At 68.5% G+C, this 16,956-nt stretch carries 18 protein-coding genes; 14 read left to right on the forward strand and 4 right to left on the reverse strand.

Annotated elements, in window-relative coordinates; translation table 11 throughout:
* Positions 1–13 precede the first annotated feature (13 nt).
* Together ACZ34W_RS09490 and ACZ34W_RS09495 are read right to left on the reverse strand one after the other, a co-directional pair.
* A complete protein-coding gene (locus tag ACZ34W_RS09490; RefSeq protein ID WP_465602899.1) occupies positions 14–2,506 on the reverse strand; it encodes an HAD-IC family P-type ATPase in 2,493 nt (830 codons plus the stop codon).
* A 52-nt stretch (positions 2,507–2,558) separates the two neighbouring features.
* Positions 2,559–2,861 carry a DUF2530 domain-containing protein gene (locus ACZ34W_RS09495; protein WP_329489180.1) on the reverse strand — a complete coding sequence of 101 codons (303 nt, stop codon included), beginning with the start codon at positions 2,859–2,861 and terminating at the stop codon, positions 2,559–2,561.
* Positions 2,862–3,176: 315 nt separating this feature from the next.
* On the opposite strand from ACZ34W_RS09495, the gene ACZ34W_RS09500 reads away from it, so the two are divergent.
* Positions 3,177–4,637: an NCS2 family permease gene (locus ACZ34W_RS09500; RefSeq protein WP_465602902.1), complete on the forward strand. Its 1,461-nt coding sequence runs from the start codon at positions 3,177–3,179 to the stop codon at positions 4,635–4,637.
* Positions 4,638–4,735: 98 nt separating this feature from the next.
* Here ACZ34W_RS09500 and ACZ34W_RS09505 read toward each other — a convergent pair whose 3' ends face one another.
* Positions 4,736–6,088, reverse strand: a complete 1,353-nt coding sequence (locus tag ACZ34W_RS09505; protein WP_465602904.1) for a transcriptional regulator — start codon at positions 6,086–6,088, stop codon at positions 4,736–4,738.
* Between the two features lie 126 nt (positions 6,089–6,214).
* Here ACZ34W_RS09505 and ACZ34W_RS09510 point away from each other — a divergent pair, with 126 nt between their 5' ends.
* The 8 genes from ACZ34W_RS09510 (at position 6,215) to ACZ34W_RS09545 (ending at position 11,578) form a co-directional block, all read left to right on the forward strand.
* Positions 6,215–6,697 (forward strand): ATP-binding protein, encoded by a 483-nt coding sequence (locus ACZ34W_RS09510; RefSeq protein WP_465602906.1) that lies wholly within the window; start codon positions 6,215–6,217, stop codon positions 6,695–6,697.
* A complete protein-coding gene (locus ACZ34W_RS09515; RefSeq protein WP_465602908.1) occupies positions 6,694–6,849 on the forward strand; it encodes a hypothetical protein in 156 nt (51 codons plus the stop codon). The genes ACZ34W_RS09510 and ACZ34W_RS09515 overlap by 4 nt, the downstream gene beginning before the upstream one ends.
* Positions 6,846–7,319 carry a hypothetical protein gene (locus tag ACZ34W_RS09520; protein ID WP_465602910.1) on the forward strand — a complete coding sequence of 158 codons (474 nt, stop codon included), beginning with the start codon at positions 6,846–6,848 and terminating at the stop codon, positions 7,317–7,319. The genes ACZ34W_RS09515 and ACZ34W_RS09520 overlap by 4 nt, the downstream gene beginning before the upstream one ends.
* Entirely contained in the window at positions 7,316–7,630 is a 315-nt protein-coding gene (locus ACZ34W_RS09525; protein ID WP_465602912.1) for a hypothetical protein, read from the forward strand. Before ACZ34W_RS09520 ends, ACZ34W_RS09525 begins: the two co-directional genes overlap by 4 nt.
* A 32-nt stretch (positions 7,631–7,662) precedes the next feature.
* Positions 7,663–7,920 (forward strand): hypothetical protein, encoded by a 258-nt coding sequence (locus ACZ34W_RS09530; protein ID WP_465602914.1) that lies wholly within the window; start codon positions 7,663–7,665, stop codon positions 7,918–7,920.
* 171 nt (positions 7,921–8,091) lie between these two features.
* Positions 8,092–8,385: a hypothetical protein gene (locus ACZ34W_RS09535; protein WP_465602916.1), complete on the forward strand. Its 294-nt coding sequence runs from the start codon at positions 8,092–8,094 to the stop codon at positions 8,383–8,385.
* A gap of 1,235 nt (positions 8,386–9,620) precedes the next feature.
* Positions 9,621–11,144: an alpha/beta fold hydrolase gene (locus ACZ34W_RS09540; RefSeq protein ID WP_465602918.1), complete on the forward strand. Its 1,524-nt coding sequence runs from the start codon at positions 9,621–9,623 to the stop codon at positions 11,142–11,144.
* Positions 11,145–11,146: 2 nt separating this feature from the next.
* Positions 11,147–11,578, forward strand: coding sequence for a hypothetical protein (locus ACZ34W_RS09545; protein WP_465602920.1), 432 nt, complete (start codon positions 11,147–11,149; stop codon positions 11,576–11,578).
* A 657-nt stretch (positions 11,579–12,235) separates the two neighbouring features.
* On the opposite strand, the gene ACZ34W_RS09550 is transcribed toward ACZ34W_RS09545, so the two are convergent.
* Complete coding sequence (locus ACZ34W_RS09550; RefSeq protein ID WP_465602922.1) at positions 12,236–13,018, reverse strand: GntR family transcriptional regulator; 783 nt, start codon at positions 13,016–13,018, stop codon at positions 12,236–12,238.
* 244 nt (positions 13,019–13,262) lie between these two features.
* Between ACZ34W_RS09550 and ACZ34W_RS09555 the strand changes: the two genes are divergently transcribed.
* The 5 genes from ACZ34W_RS09555 (at position 13,263) to ACZ34W_RS09575 (ending at position 16,926) form a co-directional block, all read left to right on the forward strand.
* Entirely contained in the window at positions 13,263–13,613 is a 351-nt protein-coding gene (locus ACZ34W_RS09555; protein WP_465602924.1) for an SCO3933 family regulatory protein, read from the forward strand.
* Positions 13,613–13,819, forward strand: coding sequence for a hypothetical protein (locus tag ACZ34W_RS09560; RefSeq protein WP_465602926.1), 207 nt, complete (start codon positions 13,613–13,615; stop codon positions 13,817–13,819). Before ACZ34W_RS09555 ends, ACZ34W_RS09560 begins: the two co-directional genes overlap by 1 nt.
* A complete protein-coding gene (locus ACZ34W_RS09565; protein WP_465602928.1) occupies positions 13,816–15,123 on the forward strand; it encodes an FtsK/SpoIIIE domain-containing protein in 1,308 nt (435 codons plus the stop codon). The genes ACZ34W_RS09560 and ACZ34W_RS09565 overlap by 4 nt, the downstream gene beginning before the upstream one ends.
* A complete protein-coding gene (locus ACZ34W_RS09570; protein WP_465602930.1) occupies positions 15,123–15,311 on the forward strand; it encodes a hypothetical protein in 189 nt (62 codons plus the stop codon). Before ACZ34W_RS09565 ends, ACZ34W_RS09570 begins: the two co-directional genes overlap by 1 nt.
* Positions 15,312–15,588: 277 nt before the next feature.
* Entirely contained in the window at positions 15,589–16,926 is a 1,338-nt protein-coding gene (locus tag ACZ34W_RS09575) for a replication initiator (protein ID WP_465602932.1), read from the forward strand.
* The last annotated feature ends 30 nt before the right edge of the window (positions 16,927–16,956 follow it).

The following is a 16,956-nucleotide window of genomic DNA, read 5'->3' on the forward strand; positions in this document are numbered from 1 at the left end:
ACCCCCTTCGGGGTCAATCATCCGCCTTCCGCCGCATGATCCGCCAGGAGACCTCCAGCAGGAGTCCGGCCACCAGGGCGATGCCGACACCGATCCACGGGTCCCGGGTGCCGGAGAGCGAGAGCTGGAAGAAGTCGGACAGCCACGGCACCGTCAGCACCAGCGTGAACGCCCCGCCCATCGTCGCGATCAGCAGCAGCCGCCACCAGTTGTACGGCCGGGCCACGATCGCCAGCACCCACAACGCCACCAGGAACAGCGTCAGCGTCGCCACGCTGGTGTCGGACTTCAGGTCCGTGGCGTGGTCGGCCCGGGCCAGCGCGTACGCGGTGAAGGTGGCCGTGCCGGCGATGATCCCGCCCGGCACGGCCATCCGCAGCACCCGGCGGACGAAGCCGGTCCTGGCCCGTTCGTTGTTGGGCGCCAGCGCCAGGAAGAAGGCCGGGATCCCGATGGTGAGGGTGGAGAGCACCGTCGAGTGCCGGGGCAGGAACGGGTACGGCGAGTGGGTGAAGATCACCAGGAGGGCGAGCAGGACCGAGTAGACCGTCTTCACCAGGAAGAGCCCGGCCACCCGCTCGATGTTGCCGATCACCCGGCGGCCCTCGGCGACCACCGACGGCAGGGTGGCGAAGGAGTCGTTCAGCAGCACGATCTGCGCGACCGCCCGGGTGGCGTCGCTGCCGGTGCCCATCGCCACGCCGATGTCGGCGTCCTTGAGCGCCAGCACGTCGTTGACGCCGTCGCCGGTCATCGCCACGGTGTGCCCGCGCGACTGCAGCGCGCCGACCAGGTCGCGCTTCTGCTGCGGGGTCACCCGGCCGAAGACGCTGGTCCGGTCGGCGGTGTCGGCGAGCTCCTGCGGATCGGTCGGCAGGGTGCGGGCGTCCAGCGGGTGGTCGGCGCCGGGCAGGCCCAGGTGCGAGGCGACCGCGCCGACCGAGACGGCGGCGTCGCCGGAGATCACCTTGGCCCGGACGCGCTGCCCCTCGAAGTAGCGCAGGGTGTCGGCGGCGTCCTCGCGCAGCCGCTGCTGGAGCACCACCAGGGCGAGCGGCTGGAGGTCGGCGGCCGGGTCCGGGGAGTCCAGCGGGACGGGCGTGCGGCCGAGCAGCAGCACCCGCAGCCCCTTGGTGCCCAGTTCGTCCACCTCGGTGAGGGCCGGGTGGCCGGTGGGCAGCAGCACGTCCGGGGCGCCCAGCAGCCAGCTGGCCTCGCCGCCCTGCGGTTCCAGCAGCTGCACACCGCTCCACTTGCGGGCGGAGGAGAAGGGCATCGCCTCGATCACCCGCCAGCCGCCGCCGTTGCCGTGCTCCGTGTCGCCCCTGCCGTACGCGTCGATGACGGCCTGCATGGAGGGGTTGGGGCGGGTGTCGGCGCCGGCCATCACCCCGAGCGCCTGCTTGACGACCTCCGGGTCGGAGAGGACCGGCCGGCCCGGCGGCGCGTCCGCCCTCGGCCGGCCGTCGGCCTCCGGCCCCGGCGGCAGGGTGCGCAGCTCGACGACGTCCATGCCGCCCTCGGTGAGGGTGCCGGTCTTGTCCAGGCAGACGGTGTCCACCCGGGCCAGGCCCTCGATCGCGGGCAGCTCCTGCACCAGGCACTGCTTGCGGCCCAGCCGGACCACCCCGATCGCGAAGGCGACCGAGGTCAGCAGCACCAGGCCCTCGGGGACCATCGGCACGATGCCGGCGATCATCCGCCGGACGGCCTCCCTCCAGTCCCGTCCCTCCACCGCGAGCTGGCTGATGATCAGACCGATCGCGGTGGGGATCAGCAGCCAGGTGATGAACCGCAGGATGCTGTCGATGCCGCTGCGCAGCTCCGACTTGACCAGGGAGAACCGGCTGGCCTCCTCGGCCAGCTGCGCCGCGTAGGCCTCCCGGCCGACCTTGGTGGCGGTGAACGCGCCCGCGCCGGCCACCACGAAGCTGCCGGACATCACCTGGTCGCCCGGCTGCTTCAGGACCGAGTCGGGCTCGCCGGTGAGCAGCGATTCGTCGATCTCCAGACCGTCCGCCTCGGTGACCTCGCCGTCGACGATCACCTTGTCGCCGATGCCGAGCAGCACGGTGTCGTCCAGCACGATCTCGCCGGTGGCGATCTGCTGGACGGCGCCGTCCCGGCGGACCTGCGGTCTGGCCTCGCCGATCAGCGCGAGGCTGTCCAGGGTCTTCTTGGCGCGCATCTCCTGGATGATGCCGATCGCCGTGTTGGCCACGATGACCAGGCCGAACAGTCCGTCCTGGATCGGTCCGACGACCAGGATGATGCCGAACATCACGCCGATGATCGCGTTGAACCGGGTGAAGACGTTGGCCCGGACGATCTCCCGGGTGGAGCGGCTGGACCGCACCGGCACGTCGTTGACGTCGCCTCGGGCGACCCGTTCGGCGACCTCCGCGGTGCTCAGTCCGCCGCGCCGGCCGGGCAGCAGGCCGAGCGGGTGGGCGCCGTCGTGCCGGTCCCCGGGCGTCTCTTCGGCAGGCTGCGCAGGGTGCGTCATGGCACCGACTCTACGGGCGCCTTATGTCCGATGCGTGCTACTAAAGGACTATTCAGTCCGACTGGGTGGCCGGGTCGCCGCCGTCACCGGCGGCGGTCTGCGACGCGGCCGCGGCGGCCCGGTCGCGGGCGATGGCGTCCCGGCGGGCGCGGCAGTACCAGAGGCCGATCAGGCCGAGGCCGGCTCCGGACAGGCAGATCCACGGCCAGCTGCCGTGGCCGTGGTCGGAGAGGGTGCCCTGGAAGGGGAGCAGGACCAGGAAGGCGACGAACCACAGCACCGTGCCACCGCCGACGATGGCGACGTCGTTGGCCTCCAGCGGCGGGGGCGAGGGGTGCAGCGGGCTCTTCGGCATGAGGCCTAGCGTACGGGGCGGGGTGCGGTTGTCCGCCATCACGCGGGCCGGTCCCGGACACCTTCGGCGGGTGGCCCCGGCATCGCCGCGGCGGTCGGGGCGCGCCCGGGCCGGCGGCCACCCCGCCGTTCCTCCGGGTGTGATCGTTCTACGCGCGAAGATAGCGCGTGTGCGATTTGGGAACTCATACTTGTGATTCCGGTTGGCCGCGCCATGCCCAGGACGCCTGTGTTCGTGCCCGTCCCACCGGGCCCGCCCGGCCACCACCGTCGCTCCGGGTGTCCCCCTCCTCAGCCCCCACCAGAGGACGCACGCATGCCTGTGGCCCAGCCGACCACCGAGTCGCCCGAGCCCGCCTCCAACGCGCCGAAGCCCCCCGCCGGCGCGCTGGACCGCTACTTCCGGATCTCCGAGCGCGGCTCCACCCTGCCGCGCGAGATCCGCGGTGGCATCGCCACCTTCTTCACCATGGCGTACATCCTGGTGCTCAACCCGATCATCCTGGCCAGTGCCACGGACATGACCGGCGCCCACCTGGACAGCGCCCAGCTGGTCACCGCGACCGCGCTCACCGCGGGTCTCACCACCCTGCTGATGGGCGTGATCGGCAACGTCCCGATCGGCCTCGCCGCCGGCCTGGGCGTCAACACCATCGTCGCGCTGCAGCTCGCGCCCAAGATGACCTGGCCGGACGCCATGGGCATGGTGGTGCTGGCCGGTTTCGCGATCATGATCCTGGTCGCCACCGGTCTGCGCGAGCGCGTCATGAACGCCGTCCCGCTCGGCCTGCGCAAGGCGATCGCGATCGGCATCGGCCTCTTCATCAGCCTGGTCGGCCTGGTCGACTCCGGCTTCGTCAGCCGCATCCCGGACGCCGCCCACACCACCGTCCCGCTCCAGCTCGGCGGCAACGGCCACCTGCTCGGCTGGCCGGTGCTGGTCTTCGTGCTCGGCCTGCTGCTCACCCTGGTGCTGGTGGTCCGCAAGGTGCCCGGCGCGATCCTGGTCTCCATCGTCGTGATGACCGGCCTCGCCGTGGTGATCGACAAGGTCGCCGACATCCCGGCCACGAGCTGGGGTCTCACCGTCCCCAGCTGGCCCGGCAACCCGGTGGCGGCGCCCGACTTCGGCCTGGTCGGCAAGGTCAGCCTGTTCGGCGGCTTCGAGAAGGTCGGCGTCCTCACCGGCGTCCTCTTCGTCTTCACCGTCCTGATGTCCTGCTTCTTCGACGCGATGGGCACCATCCTCGGCGTCGCCGACGAGGCCCACCTGCTGGACGCCAAGGGCGACCTGCCCGGCATCAACCGGATCCTGATGGTGGACGGCATCGCCACCGCCGCCGGCGGCGCGACCTCCTCCTCCGCCAACACCTGCTTCGTGGAGTCCACGGCCGGCGTCGGCGAGGGCGCCCGCACCGGCTTCGCCTCGATCGTGACCGGCGCCTTCTTCGTGGTCGCGCTCTTCCTCACCCCGCTCGCCACCATGGTCCCCGCCCAGGCCGCCACCCCGGCCCTGGTCACCGTCGGCTTCCTGATCCTGGCCAACTCGATCAAGGAGATCGACTGGGCCGACTACACGATCGCGATCCCGGCCTTCCTGACCATCGTGATGATGCCGTTCACGTACTCAATCACTAACGGCTTGGGTATTGGTTTCATCACCTTCTGCATCCTCCGCCTTGCCGCCGGCCGGGGACGTGAGGTGCAGCCGGCCATGTACGCCGTGGCCGCCGTCTTCGTCTTCTACTACCTGATGCCCGCCCTCGGTCTGCTCTGATCGGGCCTCCGGCGTTGCTGTCGCCGGCTGTAATTCCTGTGGCAACAATCGAGCCCTCTTCCATGACTGGGAGAGGGCTCGATTGGCTCTGCGCGTGGTTACGCCGCGAGCAGTTCCCGGGCGCGATCGTTGAAGTCGGCCACAAGTGCATGACGGCCGAACGGAACCATCTGCTGCTTGAGGCTCTGGACGGCCTCGACGGCGCGGGACGACTTGACCTGACTGGTCAAGGTGAGCGTCCGCAGGCCAGCCGCGTGCGCGGCTTCGAGGTCCCGGCGCTGGAGGTGGGACACCGCGAGGGCCGCATGCGACATTGCGCCGCGACGGGCGCGCTTCTGGACCCGGGCGTGTTCGATCGACAGGCGGGCGTACCGCTCGGACTCGGTGGCGGCGCCGATGTCCTGGAACGTGTTGGCGTGCTCGCCGTTCAAGTAGGCGGGATCGATGAACCGGGCCCACTCGGCCTCGTTGTCGAGCTGGACCTTCTCGTACGCCTGCTCCGACGAGACGACCGCTTGAGCTGCCGCGCGCTTCTCGCCCAGCTTGGCTAGCGCGCGTCCTTCGAGTGCCCACAGGTCGGCCAGGCAAGCATCGGATTCCGGTGTCCTGGACAGTCCCGCGCGCCCGGCCTGGGCAAGGCGGCGACCTTCGTCCGGGTGCCCGAGCAGCGTGGCCTGATCGGCCATGCCAGCGAGCACGTGGGCGCCGAGAGCGGCGTTCTTGGACTCCTCGGCCAGGCGGAGTGACTGGATGAGGTAGCGCTGGGCCGGTCCATGCTCCCCGTTGTCGTAGGCCATCCATCCGAGCAGGTACGTCTGCTCTGCGGCTGCCTCGCACAGTGCCCGGTGGACCTCCTCCGTGTAGGTCTGCCGGAGCAGCGGGAACACGTGCTCGTTCATGTACGCGGCGAGCGCGAGGCGGCCTGACCCACCACCCTGGAAGATGTCCATCTGCTGGAACGCGCCGAACATGTTCTTGACGGCGGTCACGTCCTCCAGCAGGACGCGCCGGCCAGGCTTCGGGGCCTGGTCGAGTGTCTGGAGCAGCCAGTCGCGAGATGGTCCGACTGCTGCTGCGACAGCGAATGTTGATCCGGTCAGGAACTTCCGTCGATCCACGTCGGCCCTCCCAAGGTCTGCAACGGCCTCCACCGTAGCGGGGTACGACTGGTTGTAGACAAGGGCTCGGTCCGCGACGGCGGAAGCCTCAAGTCCTAGGTCGTAGGCGGTGACCCGGTAGCCGAAGTGGGTCGAGAAGACGTCCGCCAGGATGTCCGGCACCGGCCAGCGGGGCGACTGGCCGTCAAGCCAGCGCTTGATGCTGGACGGATCCGATGAGATGTGGGTGTGTCCCCACTCGGATGCCTTCGCCCTGACGCGTCGGGCGAGCTCGCCGAGAGACCAGCCGGTCCGGCCGAACCAGTCGGCGAGTTTAGCGTTCGGTGTCTTCAAGATCGTTCCCCTGTCGGCGGCCTGACGACCATTCACAACGGTTCAACACCCCTTACGACATTACTCCGACCTGGCCCGGCGGTGTTGTCTGAAGCGGACGGCCGGTGCGGCTGCTTTGTGAACCGAGTGAGTCTGGCGAGGGTTGGGGCGGACGTGATGGACAGGGTTGGTACATCGGGAGAGGCTGCGGCGTCTCCGCTCACTCCGTGGGCGTTCTTCTGGGTTCCGCGGCATCGACTGTCGGTCCCCGCAGCCCGCTCCCTCCTCCGCGAATTCCTGATGGGCGTCGAGGGAGGGCCCGCGCTCTTGCCCGGGGCTCTGCTCGTCCTCTCCGAGTTGGTGACGAACGCGGTGGTGCACGGCCGGGTGCCCAAGGGGCGGCGTATCGCCGTCCGGTTCGAGTTGGTCTGTGACCACCTGCGGGTGGAGGTGCACGACGCGAGCGGTGAGAGGCCGGTGATCAGGCGGTCCACCGGTGTCGACGACGTGTCGGGCCGGGGGCTGTGTCTGGTGGAGGCCTTGTCCGTGGAGTGGGGCTGCTGCCTCCGGCCGGAAGGTGTCGGGAAGATCGTTTGGGCTCTGGTGGGCCCGGAAGGTGGTGCGCGATGAGGCTCAGGCGGCTGTCCTCGGTGGCGGGGGCGCGGTGCTTCTACTGCGGAGCGGGGCTACGGAAGGCGTTGGCCAGGACCATCGTCGTCAACGGTCAGATGGTCGGCGTGCACGCGTGGCACCCGCGCCGTGCGGGGGAGGTGTCGGCGTGACGGCCCTTCCTTCGGAGCCTGGTGCGGGCGCCCGGTCGCGTCCGGCTGATCGGTTCCCGCACATCGCGATCAGCCTGGGGCAGTGGCGGGTGGATGAGGCGTACTGGGCCGTCGAGCGAATCCGGTCCGGAGTGCCGCTGGCGGAGATGGATCACGCCGAACTGCTGGCCACCGCCAAGGGGGCCCTGGCGCACGTGGACTCCTTGATCCAGCTGTTGGAAGCGGTGGAGGTCGCGATCCCCGTCGACCCGCCGGCGACGCTTGATGAGGCGGTCGAGCCGATCCAGGACTACCTGAGGTGGGCGCTGGACACGGACAGGCCGCTCAAGGGCGGCGCGGCGGCGTACCTCGGAGAGGTTCGGCGGGTCAAGCAGCCGCCGGTGCAGGTGCGGGTGGAGCTGAAAGTCCTGGAGCACAGGGCGGGCGGGCCGCCGGCCAGGGCCCGCGCGCGGAGAAAGGGGCGGTCATGAACGCAAGCGAGCGCACCGCCCCGTTGAAGGCGCCCTACCCGTTCCCGGTGGCGGTCGAGGTCCGGGGGGTCACGGCGCCCGCGCAGTTCGCGAGACTGTCGGACGCGTTGACGGCGCTTCTCGGCTCGCTGCGGGCACTGCCACTGGACGCCGAGCAGCGCAAGTACTTCGACGACTTGTTCGGGCCGGCGGCGACGCCTTCGATCGGGCACCGACTCGCGACGTACGGGCAGGTGCGGGCCCTCGCGTTCGTCGGGGTCACGCCCTACGTGGTCAAGCTCTGTCCGGCGGATCCCGGGGTGCGGCCGTGAGGCGGCGGGACCCCCGGACCTGGTGGGGCAGCTTGGTGTGGTGGTGGGCGCTGCGCGGTCAGTTCTCCTGGCCGGTGCGGGCCGTCTCCCCGAGGCGGCGTGCGGCCCACCGTGACGTGGCGGCGTGGTTCGCCGAGGTGGAGAGCTTCGACCGCTCTGCGGCGCGGCCCATGGAGCTGATCTGGCGCGAGCGCTACGGAGTGGATGATCCGCTGGCCGGGCTGAATGAGGCGGAGCTGTTCCGGCGGATCTTCGGCCGCGACTTCGAGGAGGGTGAGGCCGCGAGGTAGGGCTCCGGGCCCTGGGCAGGGACAACTGAAGACGAACCGGACCACCCCGTGACCTTGGCGGGGAAGGGGTGGTCCGGTGGGTCGGAACCCGGTGCCGATGGTATCGGGCTCCTCGGCATGTGTGCGCACGGTCGGCCGGTTCGGTTGCGGAATATGGGAGTTGAGTGACTGTTGGACGGGGACGACGACTTCGGCGCGGAGTTGGCGGCGGGCCTCGATCCGGACTCGTGGGTGTGGCTGCCGGGAGTGGACTACGCGGCCGGCTGGCGCGCCGCCCGGCAGACGGCGGACGGCCTGAACGAACTGCTGGCAGCGTGCGGGGTGAAGCGCTCAGAGCTGCGGGCGATCCCCGACACCGACGCGCGCGGCGGCCCGGTGGTCCGCTTGGAGGGGGTGGCCGAGAGCTGGTTGAGTCTGGAAGAACTGCTCTGTCTGGCCGCACACGTCCGCCGCGAGTCAGCCTGACGGCCGGGGCCAGCACTTGCGGAAGCGTGTACTGGCCCCGGCCGACTGGCCTCTACGTCCCGAAGCAACTCTGGCACCGGCCAACGTGGGTAAGAGACGCCGATGACCTGCACAGGCGGTCCGTGAGTGTCCGTGGTTATACGCGGGGTACGAGGTCGTTGTAGCGCAGCTAGAGACTCAGTCCCGTACAGCTCGGAGACGGCCTGGCGGCTGCTCGTCTGCTGGCGGGGTCCAGTCCATCCCGGCCTTCTCCAACGAGGTCAGGATCCACTCTCGGCCGGCTGGCCCGGCAACCCTCCATGTCCAATCCATGGGCTGTCGGTTCTGCCGGCCGCGCCAGTGCCACCACCGACGTACCCGGAAAGGATCAACCGGCATGTTATGGCACAAGTCAGCCAACCACGCGATGCACGCAACGAAGTCGTCGTCGGGCCACGTGCTCAGCGGCTTGCGCCGTCGTGCCATGGTTCGGATCTCGACCGTCGCCCAAGCGTGTAGGTATGTGCCCGCTGTCCAGTCATCGACCCTGCGCTTGCGGTCCATCCTGCTCTGCCCCTGACTCCGTGATCGCTACGAAACGGTCTCGCCCCCTGTCAGGTTCGAGCCGACGACCCCCGCTTTACAAGGATTGACGTGCGGTACGCGGCCTGAGCTGCGAATGGCCCTACCTGGACATCCGACACCTGTCTACCCGGGTTCGACCGCGAGTCACCGTCACGTACCGACCGATCTGGCATGGCTCTGGCACGCGCCCTAGGATCGACGCGCGTTGAGGTCGCCCGGCCGGTAAAGGACGGGACCCGGGGTGCGGACAGGGTCGTCTGCCTCATCGCAGCACCGACGGCGAGCTCCTGGAGCGAGGAGCGGCTTTACAGTCCGCTTCGCGTCCAGCCCTACGCCCCACTTTGACGTGCACTCTAGGGCCCTCGCCTCGGCTTGGCCTTCGCCATGGTCCGCCATTGGTCCGGATCATGAGGTCCACCGACACTTGGAAACCCTCTGCCGACATGGCCTGCACCCGGCCCAGGTCGAGGCTCTCCTTCCGGCCGCCCTAGGCCGCGACTCTGACGCTCTGGACCTGGCAGCTGGTGGTCACCAGATGCTTGCCACCAGCCATGGCCCCGCGCTGCAGCCGGACCGTGCAAGCACCTGTCGAAAGGCATCTGGGTAGGACAGAATCGAGGGCAGCGCCTACGCTTCATAGAAGACTAGTCCGGACTCGGTGGGTTGAGACAGTGCAGGATGACCTCGGTGTGGTTTTCATTCACGGGCTTTTCTCTAGCCCGGAAACGTGGAACGCGCTCGGATCCCTAATTAAAGATGATCCGGAATTGACATTTGCCGAGATCCATCTATTTGGCTACGCGTCGCCCGCCCTTAAGTTCCGGCCAGACCGGCGAATCCCCGCCCTAGACGACAATGCCGACCATCTGAAATCATTCCTCGAACACGATGTAGAAAAAGACCGCCCCATCATTTTGGTCGCCCACAGCCAAGGCGGACTAATCGCTCAGCGGTATCTTGCAAGGATGCTGGCTGAAGGTAGAGGTGGAGAGCTGGCGAGGATCAAGGGCGTCGTCCTCTTTGCTTGCCCGAACACCGGCTCGGAGTTTGCTCTCAGCCTCCGGCGAAAGTGGTGGCAAAAACACCCGCAGGAGCAAGCGCTTCGACCCTTCAATGACTTGGTCAGCGACACGCATAGAATCGTTCAGAATCAGGTAGTTCAGGCAAATCAGATCGGTCCGTCGTCATGTCCAATTCCGTTCTGGGTATATGGCGCAACTGAAGACAATGTCGTCAAGCGGGCTTCCGCGCAGAGCACATTCCTCAACGTGTCCATGCTGCCGGGAGATCACAACAGTGTGATCGACGCAAAAAGTTCCGGCGACTCGGTATACAAGGCCCTGCGCGCAAGAATTCTTGAGGCACGACAGGCAGGGGTCCAGACGGTCCCACGGAACATCAATTCTGCACATGCCGGGGACCGCGCACGGGCACAGCAGTTCCTTAACGTATTTCCCCCGCTGTCGGCCTGGCTCAGGCAGTTGCGAACTCAGGATTTCTTCTCGGTCAGCGGAAAGGTCAGCCGACTGCTCGACGAAGGGCTCACCACGATGGCCACCAATCCGATGCACTACGTCGATGCACGCCTACGCAGCGCCGAGTCCCAATGCCTCGGAGCCGGCCAAGCACTTGAGCAGGCAATGCTCGACGTCCTCTTCGCGGACCACAGGCCATCTCATGCGGATGAAGAATCAGACCACCCGATGGACTCGTGGACGCTTAATCCTGCCGATCATCGACGCGGAGAGGATGAGCTACGACTTCACAACCTTCGGGACGAATTCTTCAGAGTCTACGATCCGCTGGTTAATCTACTCAATGAGCAAAACCTGGTGGACCACCATCAGGATCCTCCAGCGAGGGGGAGAATTCTCCAGCGACCGCCAGAGCGAAAGATCGCGGCAAGGCTTACCGCCAGACTCCAGAACGCAGGTAAGAGCCGCCGGCTAATCATCTCCAATGTGGGAAATGTCGACGTTCTCAACGTGGCCGTCACTACGCCGCCCGAGGCGCGCAGCTTTCACCTTTTTGACGGAGATCTTCCGATTGATATTCTGCGCCCTGGCGAAACCGTTGGAATCCCTGCATCGGTAGTGATGGCCGATGGAAAGGGGATCTTTGACATCGAGATCACCGGTTCCACGGACAGTGGCGAATCGGTGAGCTTCTTCTCAAAAATCAGCCTCTGGGGGTAGCGGTGGAGATTTCATTTCAGGTACTGCTCGACGATTCAGGATTCCTCCGCAGAGAGTGCCCATCCTGCGAGGTCGAGCTTAAGTGGTTTCATGGCGAAACCGCCGAAAGGCCGGATGACTTCATAGATCCGGACAGCTATTTTTGCCCGTACTGCGGGATCCCGTCGAGCAAAGACACATGGTGGACCCGCCCCCAGCTCGATTACGCGGAGTCGATAGCCAAGGAGGCGGTGATCGCAGAGATGGGACGGGAGCTTTCCGGCTCGGCATTCAAGTTCACTCCAGAGGATCTGGGGCCGAGCGCACCACCCGCCGATCCTGACGACATGGTGATGGTAGAGCCGCCGTGCCATCCTTTCGAGCCATTCAAAGTCTCCGAAGATCACGTGGGTGAGATCCACTGTGTGATCTGCGGGGCGGAATTCACAGTCTGAGCACCAGGCTGGAAACATCGGCGCAGAATGACGACTCGCGGAGCACTCATGCGGGTGGTGGAGCGGTTTTGGCCGGTGTCCTGTCTGGTCTGGGTCCGAGCATGATCGGGGGGCCGTAAGCTGCTGCGACTCGGTCAGGGCTGTTGGGCCTGACCGCAATTTGGCCGAGTGGCCCCCCGGTCTTGCTCGGTGCGGGTCCCGGTCCGGGCAGGTGGGTAGAACCGTGGAGCCGCCCGCCCCGGCCCCGGTGGGGTTGGTTCTGAGGTACTCCCCGGTGCACCTTCCCTCCGCTGTGCGGGGTGGAAGTTGGACCTGTCCGTTTCTGCCCCGGTCTTAGCTTTTCGCCCCTTTGCGGGCGCGGCCGACGACGGCGAAGCCCCAGCCGGGGCGAAGACAGGAGGCGGGGCGCGCGCCGGAGGAAGGCCGGCGCCGCCCGCGCCGTGCGCGGCACCCCGAACGTACTGTGAGGCTGCTCTTGAGTAGTTCCAGGAGACCCGGGAATCCTCGCCGGATCTCGATCCGCCCGATGATGTGCCTTCCTTGGGCTTCGCCCACCTGCCCCGCCGAGCGGAGCGAGGCGCCTTGAGTAAGTGAAGAAGGTATGCGACAGCCCCCGCGCCCGACTTGGACGTGGGGGCTGATCTGCGCCCGCGACCGTCAGCGGGCCGCCTTGGCGCGGGTGGCGTTGGGCTTCCTCGCCTCGATGTCGTAGTTGAGGGCCGTGGTCTCGGCGCCGAGCCGGGTCTCTTCGAGGATCAGGGGGAGTCCGGTCGCCTGGTCGCAGGTGACGCGGTGGGCGACCAGCAGGACGGCGGCCTCGGAGAGGCGGAGGGCTTCACGCTCGTCGGGCTGCGGGATGCGGGCGCTGACCCGTTCGCGCCACGCGAGTTCGTGGCCGGCCGCGGCAAGCGTTGCGTAGGCCTCGGCCGGTGTGACGGTGGGCTGTTGGGCGAGTGGGGTGGCCTCGATCCGCTCCATGGGGAGCAAGAGGCGGTGGAGGGCGCGGCCGTCGCCGGCTGGGTCGCTGAGAAGGCGGTCGCAGCCGATCATCAGCTCGTCCTGGTCCATCTCCAGTAGCGGCGCCGTGATGGCATCGGTGCGGGTGCGGTAGGTGGTCGGCTCCTCGGCCCTCGCGAACCAAGCGTCGGTCGGCGTCGCGAACTCGCTCCCGCGACGGGTGACCGTGCGCTCAACGGCGTTGGCAGGGCCGTGCACTGCGGCGCGGACGAAGGTGCCCCGGCCCTGCTTCACGTCGAGCTGTCCCTCGCTGCGGAGTGCGGCGACGGCGAGCCGGACGGTGGGGCGGGAGACACCGTAGGTCTCGGCGAGGTCGGTCTCGGTGGGCAGTTGGGTGCCGGGGGGCCATTCGCCCGAGGCGATCGACTGCCTCATGGCCGCCGCCACCTGCTTGTGCAGTGCCTCGTTCCGGATGATCGCCATCGGTGTCTTGCCCCTTGGTGCGGGCACAGGGGAGGCCCGCTTCGCGTGGTTGTCGAGAGTTTATTTGTGATCGTTTGCCCTGCTTGGGCCGCATGTGGTGAGTCTGTCGTCAGTCACTAGCCGTTAAACGTAAGCATGAATCGCTTGCGCTGGAGCGTCAAGGCGGCGCATCATCGAGGAGCCAAAGGTAAGTACGTTTGACGACTCACGTCATGCGGCCTTGGTGACCTAGGAGCGTGCTCCCATGCAGTCCATTCCCGTGGACGGAACCAGGCTCGGCACGATGACCTGCATCGTTGCCCCCGAAGTGCGGATGGCGAACCGCGAGACCGGCGAGGTGAGGAAGGACCGGGACGGGCGCAGCGTCTACACGGTCGGTGTTGCGGTGCGACAGGAGGGACGGCGGGCCTCGGTCATCGAGATCAGCGTTTCCGGCGAGCCGGCGGGCGTGGTCGAGGGCGTGCGGGTGAACGTCACGGGCCTCACGGCCTTCTCGTGGGCGATGGGCGAGCGGCACGGCCTGTCGTTCCGCGCCGAATCGATCACCCCCGTCACCGCACCGGCGGTGGCCTCCCGCAAGGGTGCCGACTCCTGATGAGCAGCGCGACGCGGGCTCAGCTCCGCCGCCTGCTCGGGAACCTCGGTGACCTGGCCGAAGAGGTCGACCCGTTCGGCCGTGACGACAGCGGTGCCCAGCTCTTCGACCAGATCGCCACGCTCGCCGACAAGGCCCGCCGGCAGGCGCGGGACCTGGAGACCGAGGCGCACAACACGGCGATCGAGAACGGGGATCAGCAGTGATCGTGCTCCAGATGCTGTGGTTGGCGTTGCTGGCCTCGGTGCTCATCGTGCTGAGCGTCGGTCCGGGGCTGCGGCGCACCAATCCCTACGTGTGGTGGTACCTGCTCGGCTACCCGGCCACGGTGATCCGCGTACGGGTGACGTGGCGGCGGCTGACCACGAACCTCGGCCTTGCGGTGGCCAAGCGCCCCGGGAGGGCGAAGCTCGGGGACCTGGTGGTTCGTGGCGATCCTCTGCGACCGACGCCGCCCCGGCTGGGCGTCTCGAAGTTCCGGCGCGGTGGCCTCGACGTGAGGGTGCGCCTTCACCCCGGTCAGGTGCCGGACCAATTCCTCGCCGCGGTCGAAGCCCTCGCGCACGTCTGGCGTGTGCACTCGGTGCGGCTGATCTCCGAGGAGCGCGGGTTCGTCACCCTGTCCGCGCTCGCCTGGGACCCGCTGGCTGATCCGGTGCTCCCGTACCGGCTGCGGGAGAGGGCGCTGCGGGCGGTGGTCGGACTGCTGGAGGACGGCCGGGCCTGGACGATCGACCTGCGGCGTGCCCCGCACTGGTTGATCGTCGGCGCGACCCGTTCCGGTAAGTCCACCTTGATCGCCGCACTGGTGAAGGAACTGGCCCCACAGCGGGTGGCCCTCTTCGGCATCGATCTCAAGGGCGGCATGGAGCTGTCCCTCTTCGAGGACCGTCTCTCGGCGCTGGCGTCCTCGCGGGCCGAGGCCGCCCGGTTGCTGGCCGACCTGGTCGCCGAGACCGAAGCCCGGATGCAGTTGTGCCGGTCGGTCGGGGCCCGGTCGGTCTGGGACCTGCCGGACAAGCTCCGCAAGACGCCCATCGTCCTGATCGTCGACGAGGTCGCCGAGCTGTACCTCGTGGCGACCAAGGACGACAAAGCGGAGGTCGGGGAGATCTCCACCAACCTGCTGCGATTGGTGCAGCTCGGCGCGGCCCTCGGGATCCACGTGATCATCGCGGGGCAACGTGTCGGCTCCGATCTGGGCCCCGGTGTCACCGCCCTGAGGGCGCAGCTGGCCGGCCGGATCTGCCACCGGGTGAGCGATGCGGGGACGGCCGAGATGGCGCTCGGCGATCTCAACAAGGATGCCTTGGCCGCAGCCCAGCGCATCACCCTCGCCGAACAGGGCGTCGCCATCACCGCCGACACCGACGGCCAGTGGATCAGGGCCCGGTCCGTCCACGTCACTCCCGACCAGGCGCGGCGTGCGGCCAGGAAGTTCGCCCACCTGGCGCCGTCGTGGCCCGGTCTCCGGACGTCGGACGAGTCGAACGAAGGGGTGTACCTCTGATGCCCACCGGGATTCTGATCGCCTTCCTCGCCGTCGTCACCTTCCTCCTGGTCCGCTCCGGCGAACTGCGGGCCTGGCACGTCGTCCTGGTCGGCGTGCTCGGCGTCTACCTCGACCGGATCCACTGGGCCGACCCGATCGTCTACGCCGTGACCTGGATCGTCCAGGGACTCACGCACACCACCTGAGCAAGGAGATCACCGTGCCAGCCAACCCAGCCACCTCCGGCGGTCCGACCTTGATCCGCCGGACCCCCTCCACCCGCCCGCACGCCACCCCCGGCCGCGTCGAGGTCTGCCTCGCCCGGCCGGGGCCCGGCCAACCCTGGCCTTGGAGACACCCGCCATGACCCGCCCCAGTACCAACCCGTGCGCCGACCCCGCCGCACGCCGCGCCTTCCTCGACCGGGAGGCGCGGCTGCGCCAACTGCCTGACGTCGACCGAGACCTTGTCCGCCTGGGCGAGTTGCCCGACCTCGGCCGGTGGCTCGACCAGATACGGGCCACCGGTGGGTGCGCCGAACCGGTCTACCTTGCCGGCCACACCACCACGGTGAACGCCGTCACCGGTGAACTCCTCCGGCACTACGCCACCGCCGCCGAACCGGGCGGCCGCCTGGCTGTTCGCTGCCGCAACCGCCGCGCCACCCGCTGCGCACCCTGCTCCCGCGAGCACAGCGGCGACACCTTCCATCTGGTTCGCGCCGGGCTCGTCGGCGGCAAAGGCGTGCCCGACACGGTGCGGACGCACCCGCGGCTGTTCGTCACCCTGACCGCGCCCTCCTTCGGCCCGGTCCACCGTGCCGGCGACTGCCACTCGAAGAGACGCGGGCACTGTGACCACGGGCGGCGCCGCGGCTGTGGTCGGGTCCACCCGGACGCGGACCCCTTCGTCGGCCAGCCGCTCTGCGCCGACTGCTACGACTACGTCGGCCACGTGCTCTGGAACGCCTCCGCTCCCGCCCTGTGGAAGGCCTTCCGGGACAACCTCTACCACCACCTCGCCGCCCGGGCAGCAGTCGGCCGCACCGCGGTGCGCACCCTGGTCCGGGTCTCCGCCACGAAGGTCGCCGAGTACCAGAAACGTGGTGCCGTCCACTTCCATGCCGTCATACGGCTCGACGGGTCCGACGGGCCGGCCTCCCCGCCTCCGCCGTGGGCAACGACGGACCTTCTCGTGGAGACCGTCCGCTCGGCCGCTGCTGCAGTCGCCCTGCCGCGCCCACGCTCCGCGGCCTACGGAGACGGACAGCTCGTCTACGGCAGACAGCTCGACGTGCACCCCCTCGATCGCGGTGACGGGCGCCGGATCACCGACGACGCAGTAGCCGCGTACGTCGCCAAGTACACGAGCAAGAGCGTCGAAGCCGCTGGCGCCGTCGACCGCCGCATCGAGTCCGAGGCTGAGATCCGGGCACTGTCGGTCACCGCACACGTCCGGGCACTCATCGGCACGGCGTGGCGCCTCGGCGGCCTGCCCGAACTGGCGGACCTCCGCTTACGGCCCTGGGCCCACATGCTCGGCTACCGGGGCCACTGCCTCACCAAGACCCGCGCCTACTCCACCACCTACGGCCGACTTCGCGCCGACCGTTCCGAGCATGCTCGCGACTTGACCGGCGTCCGTGGCCTGGTCGGGGACTGGGACGACGAGAGCACGACCGAGTCTGCTTGGCGCTTTGTCGGCTCCGGTCACACGTCAGGCGAAGCGCTCATCGCAGCGGGAATCGCCGCCGATCTCGCGACCAACCGCGAACTCGCGCGAGAGGCGGTGGACCATGACCAGGGACGCGGGTCCGACTGACGCGCAGCGCGGTGCTGGAGGGAGGCCGAA

This window comes from Kitasatospora sp. NPDC022856 (genome assembly GCF_055561235.1).

Excerpts from the sequence above, each read along its gene's own strand:
- ACZ34W_RS09490 (WP_465602899.1), bottom strand. The coding sequence starts at position 2,506 with ATGACGCACCCTGCGCAGCCTGCCGAAGAGACGCCCGGGGACCGGCAC.
- ACZ34W_RS09495 (WP_329489180.1), bottom strand. The coding sequence starts at position 2,861 with ATGCCGAAGAGCCCGCTGCACCCCTCGCCCCCGCCGCTGGAGGCCAAC.
- ACZ34W_RS09500 (WP_465602902.1), top strand. The coding sequence starts at position 3,177 with ATGCCTGTGGCCCAGCCGACCACCGAGTCGCCCGAGCCCGCCTCCAAC.
- ACZ34W_RS09515 (WP_465602908.1), top strand. The coding sequence starts at position 6,694 with ATGAGGCTCAGGCGGCTGTCCTCGGTGGCGGGGGCGCGGTGCTTCTAC.
- ACZ34W_RS09525 (WP_465602912.1), top strand. The coding sequence starts at position 7,316 with ATGAACGCAAGCGAGCGCACCGCCCCGTTGAAGGCGCCCTACCCGTTC.
- ACZ34W_RS09550 (WP_465602922.1), bottom strand. The coding sequence starts at position 13,018 with ATGGCGATCATCCGGAACGAGGCACTGCACAAGCAGGTGGCGGCGGCC.
- ACZ34W_RS09555 (WP_465602924.1), top strand. The coding sequence starts at position 13,263 with ATGCAGTCCATTCCCGTGGACGGAACCAGGCTCGGCACGATGACCTGC.
- ACZ34W_RS09560 (WP_465602926.1), top strand. The coding sequence starts at position 13,613 with ATGAGCAGCGCGACGCGGGCTCAGCTCCGCCGCCTGCTCGGGAACCTC.
- ACZ34W_RS09570 (WP_465602930.1), top strand. The coding sequence starts at position 15,123 with ATGCCCACCGGGATTCTGATCGCCTTCCTCGCCGTCGTCACCTTCCTC.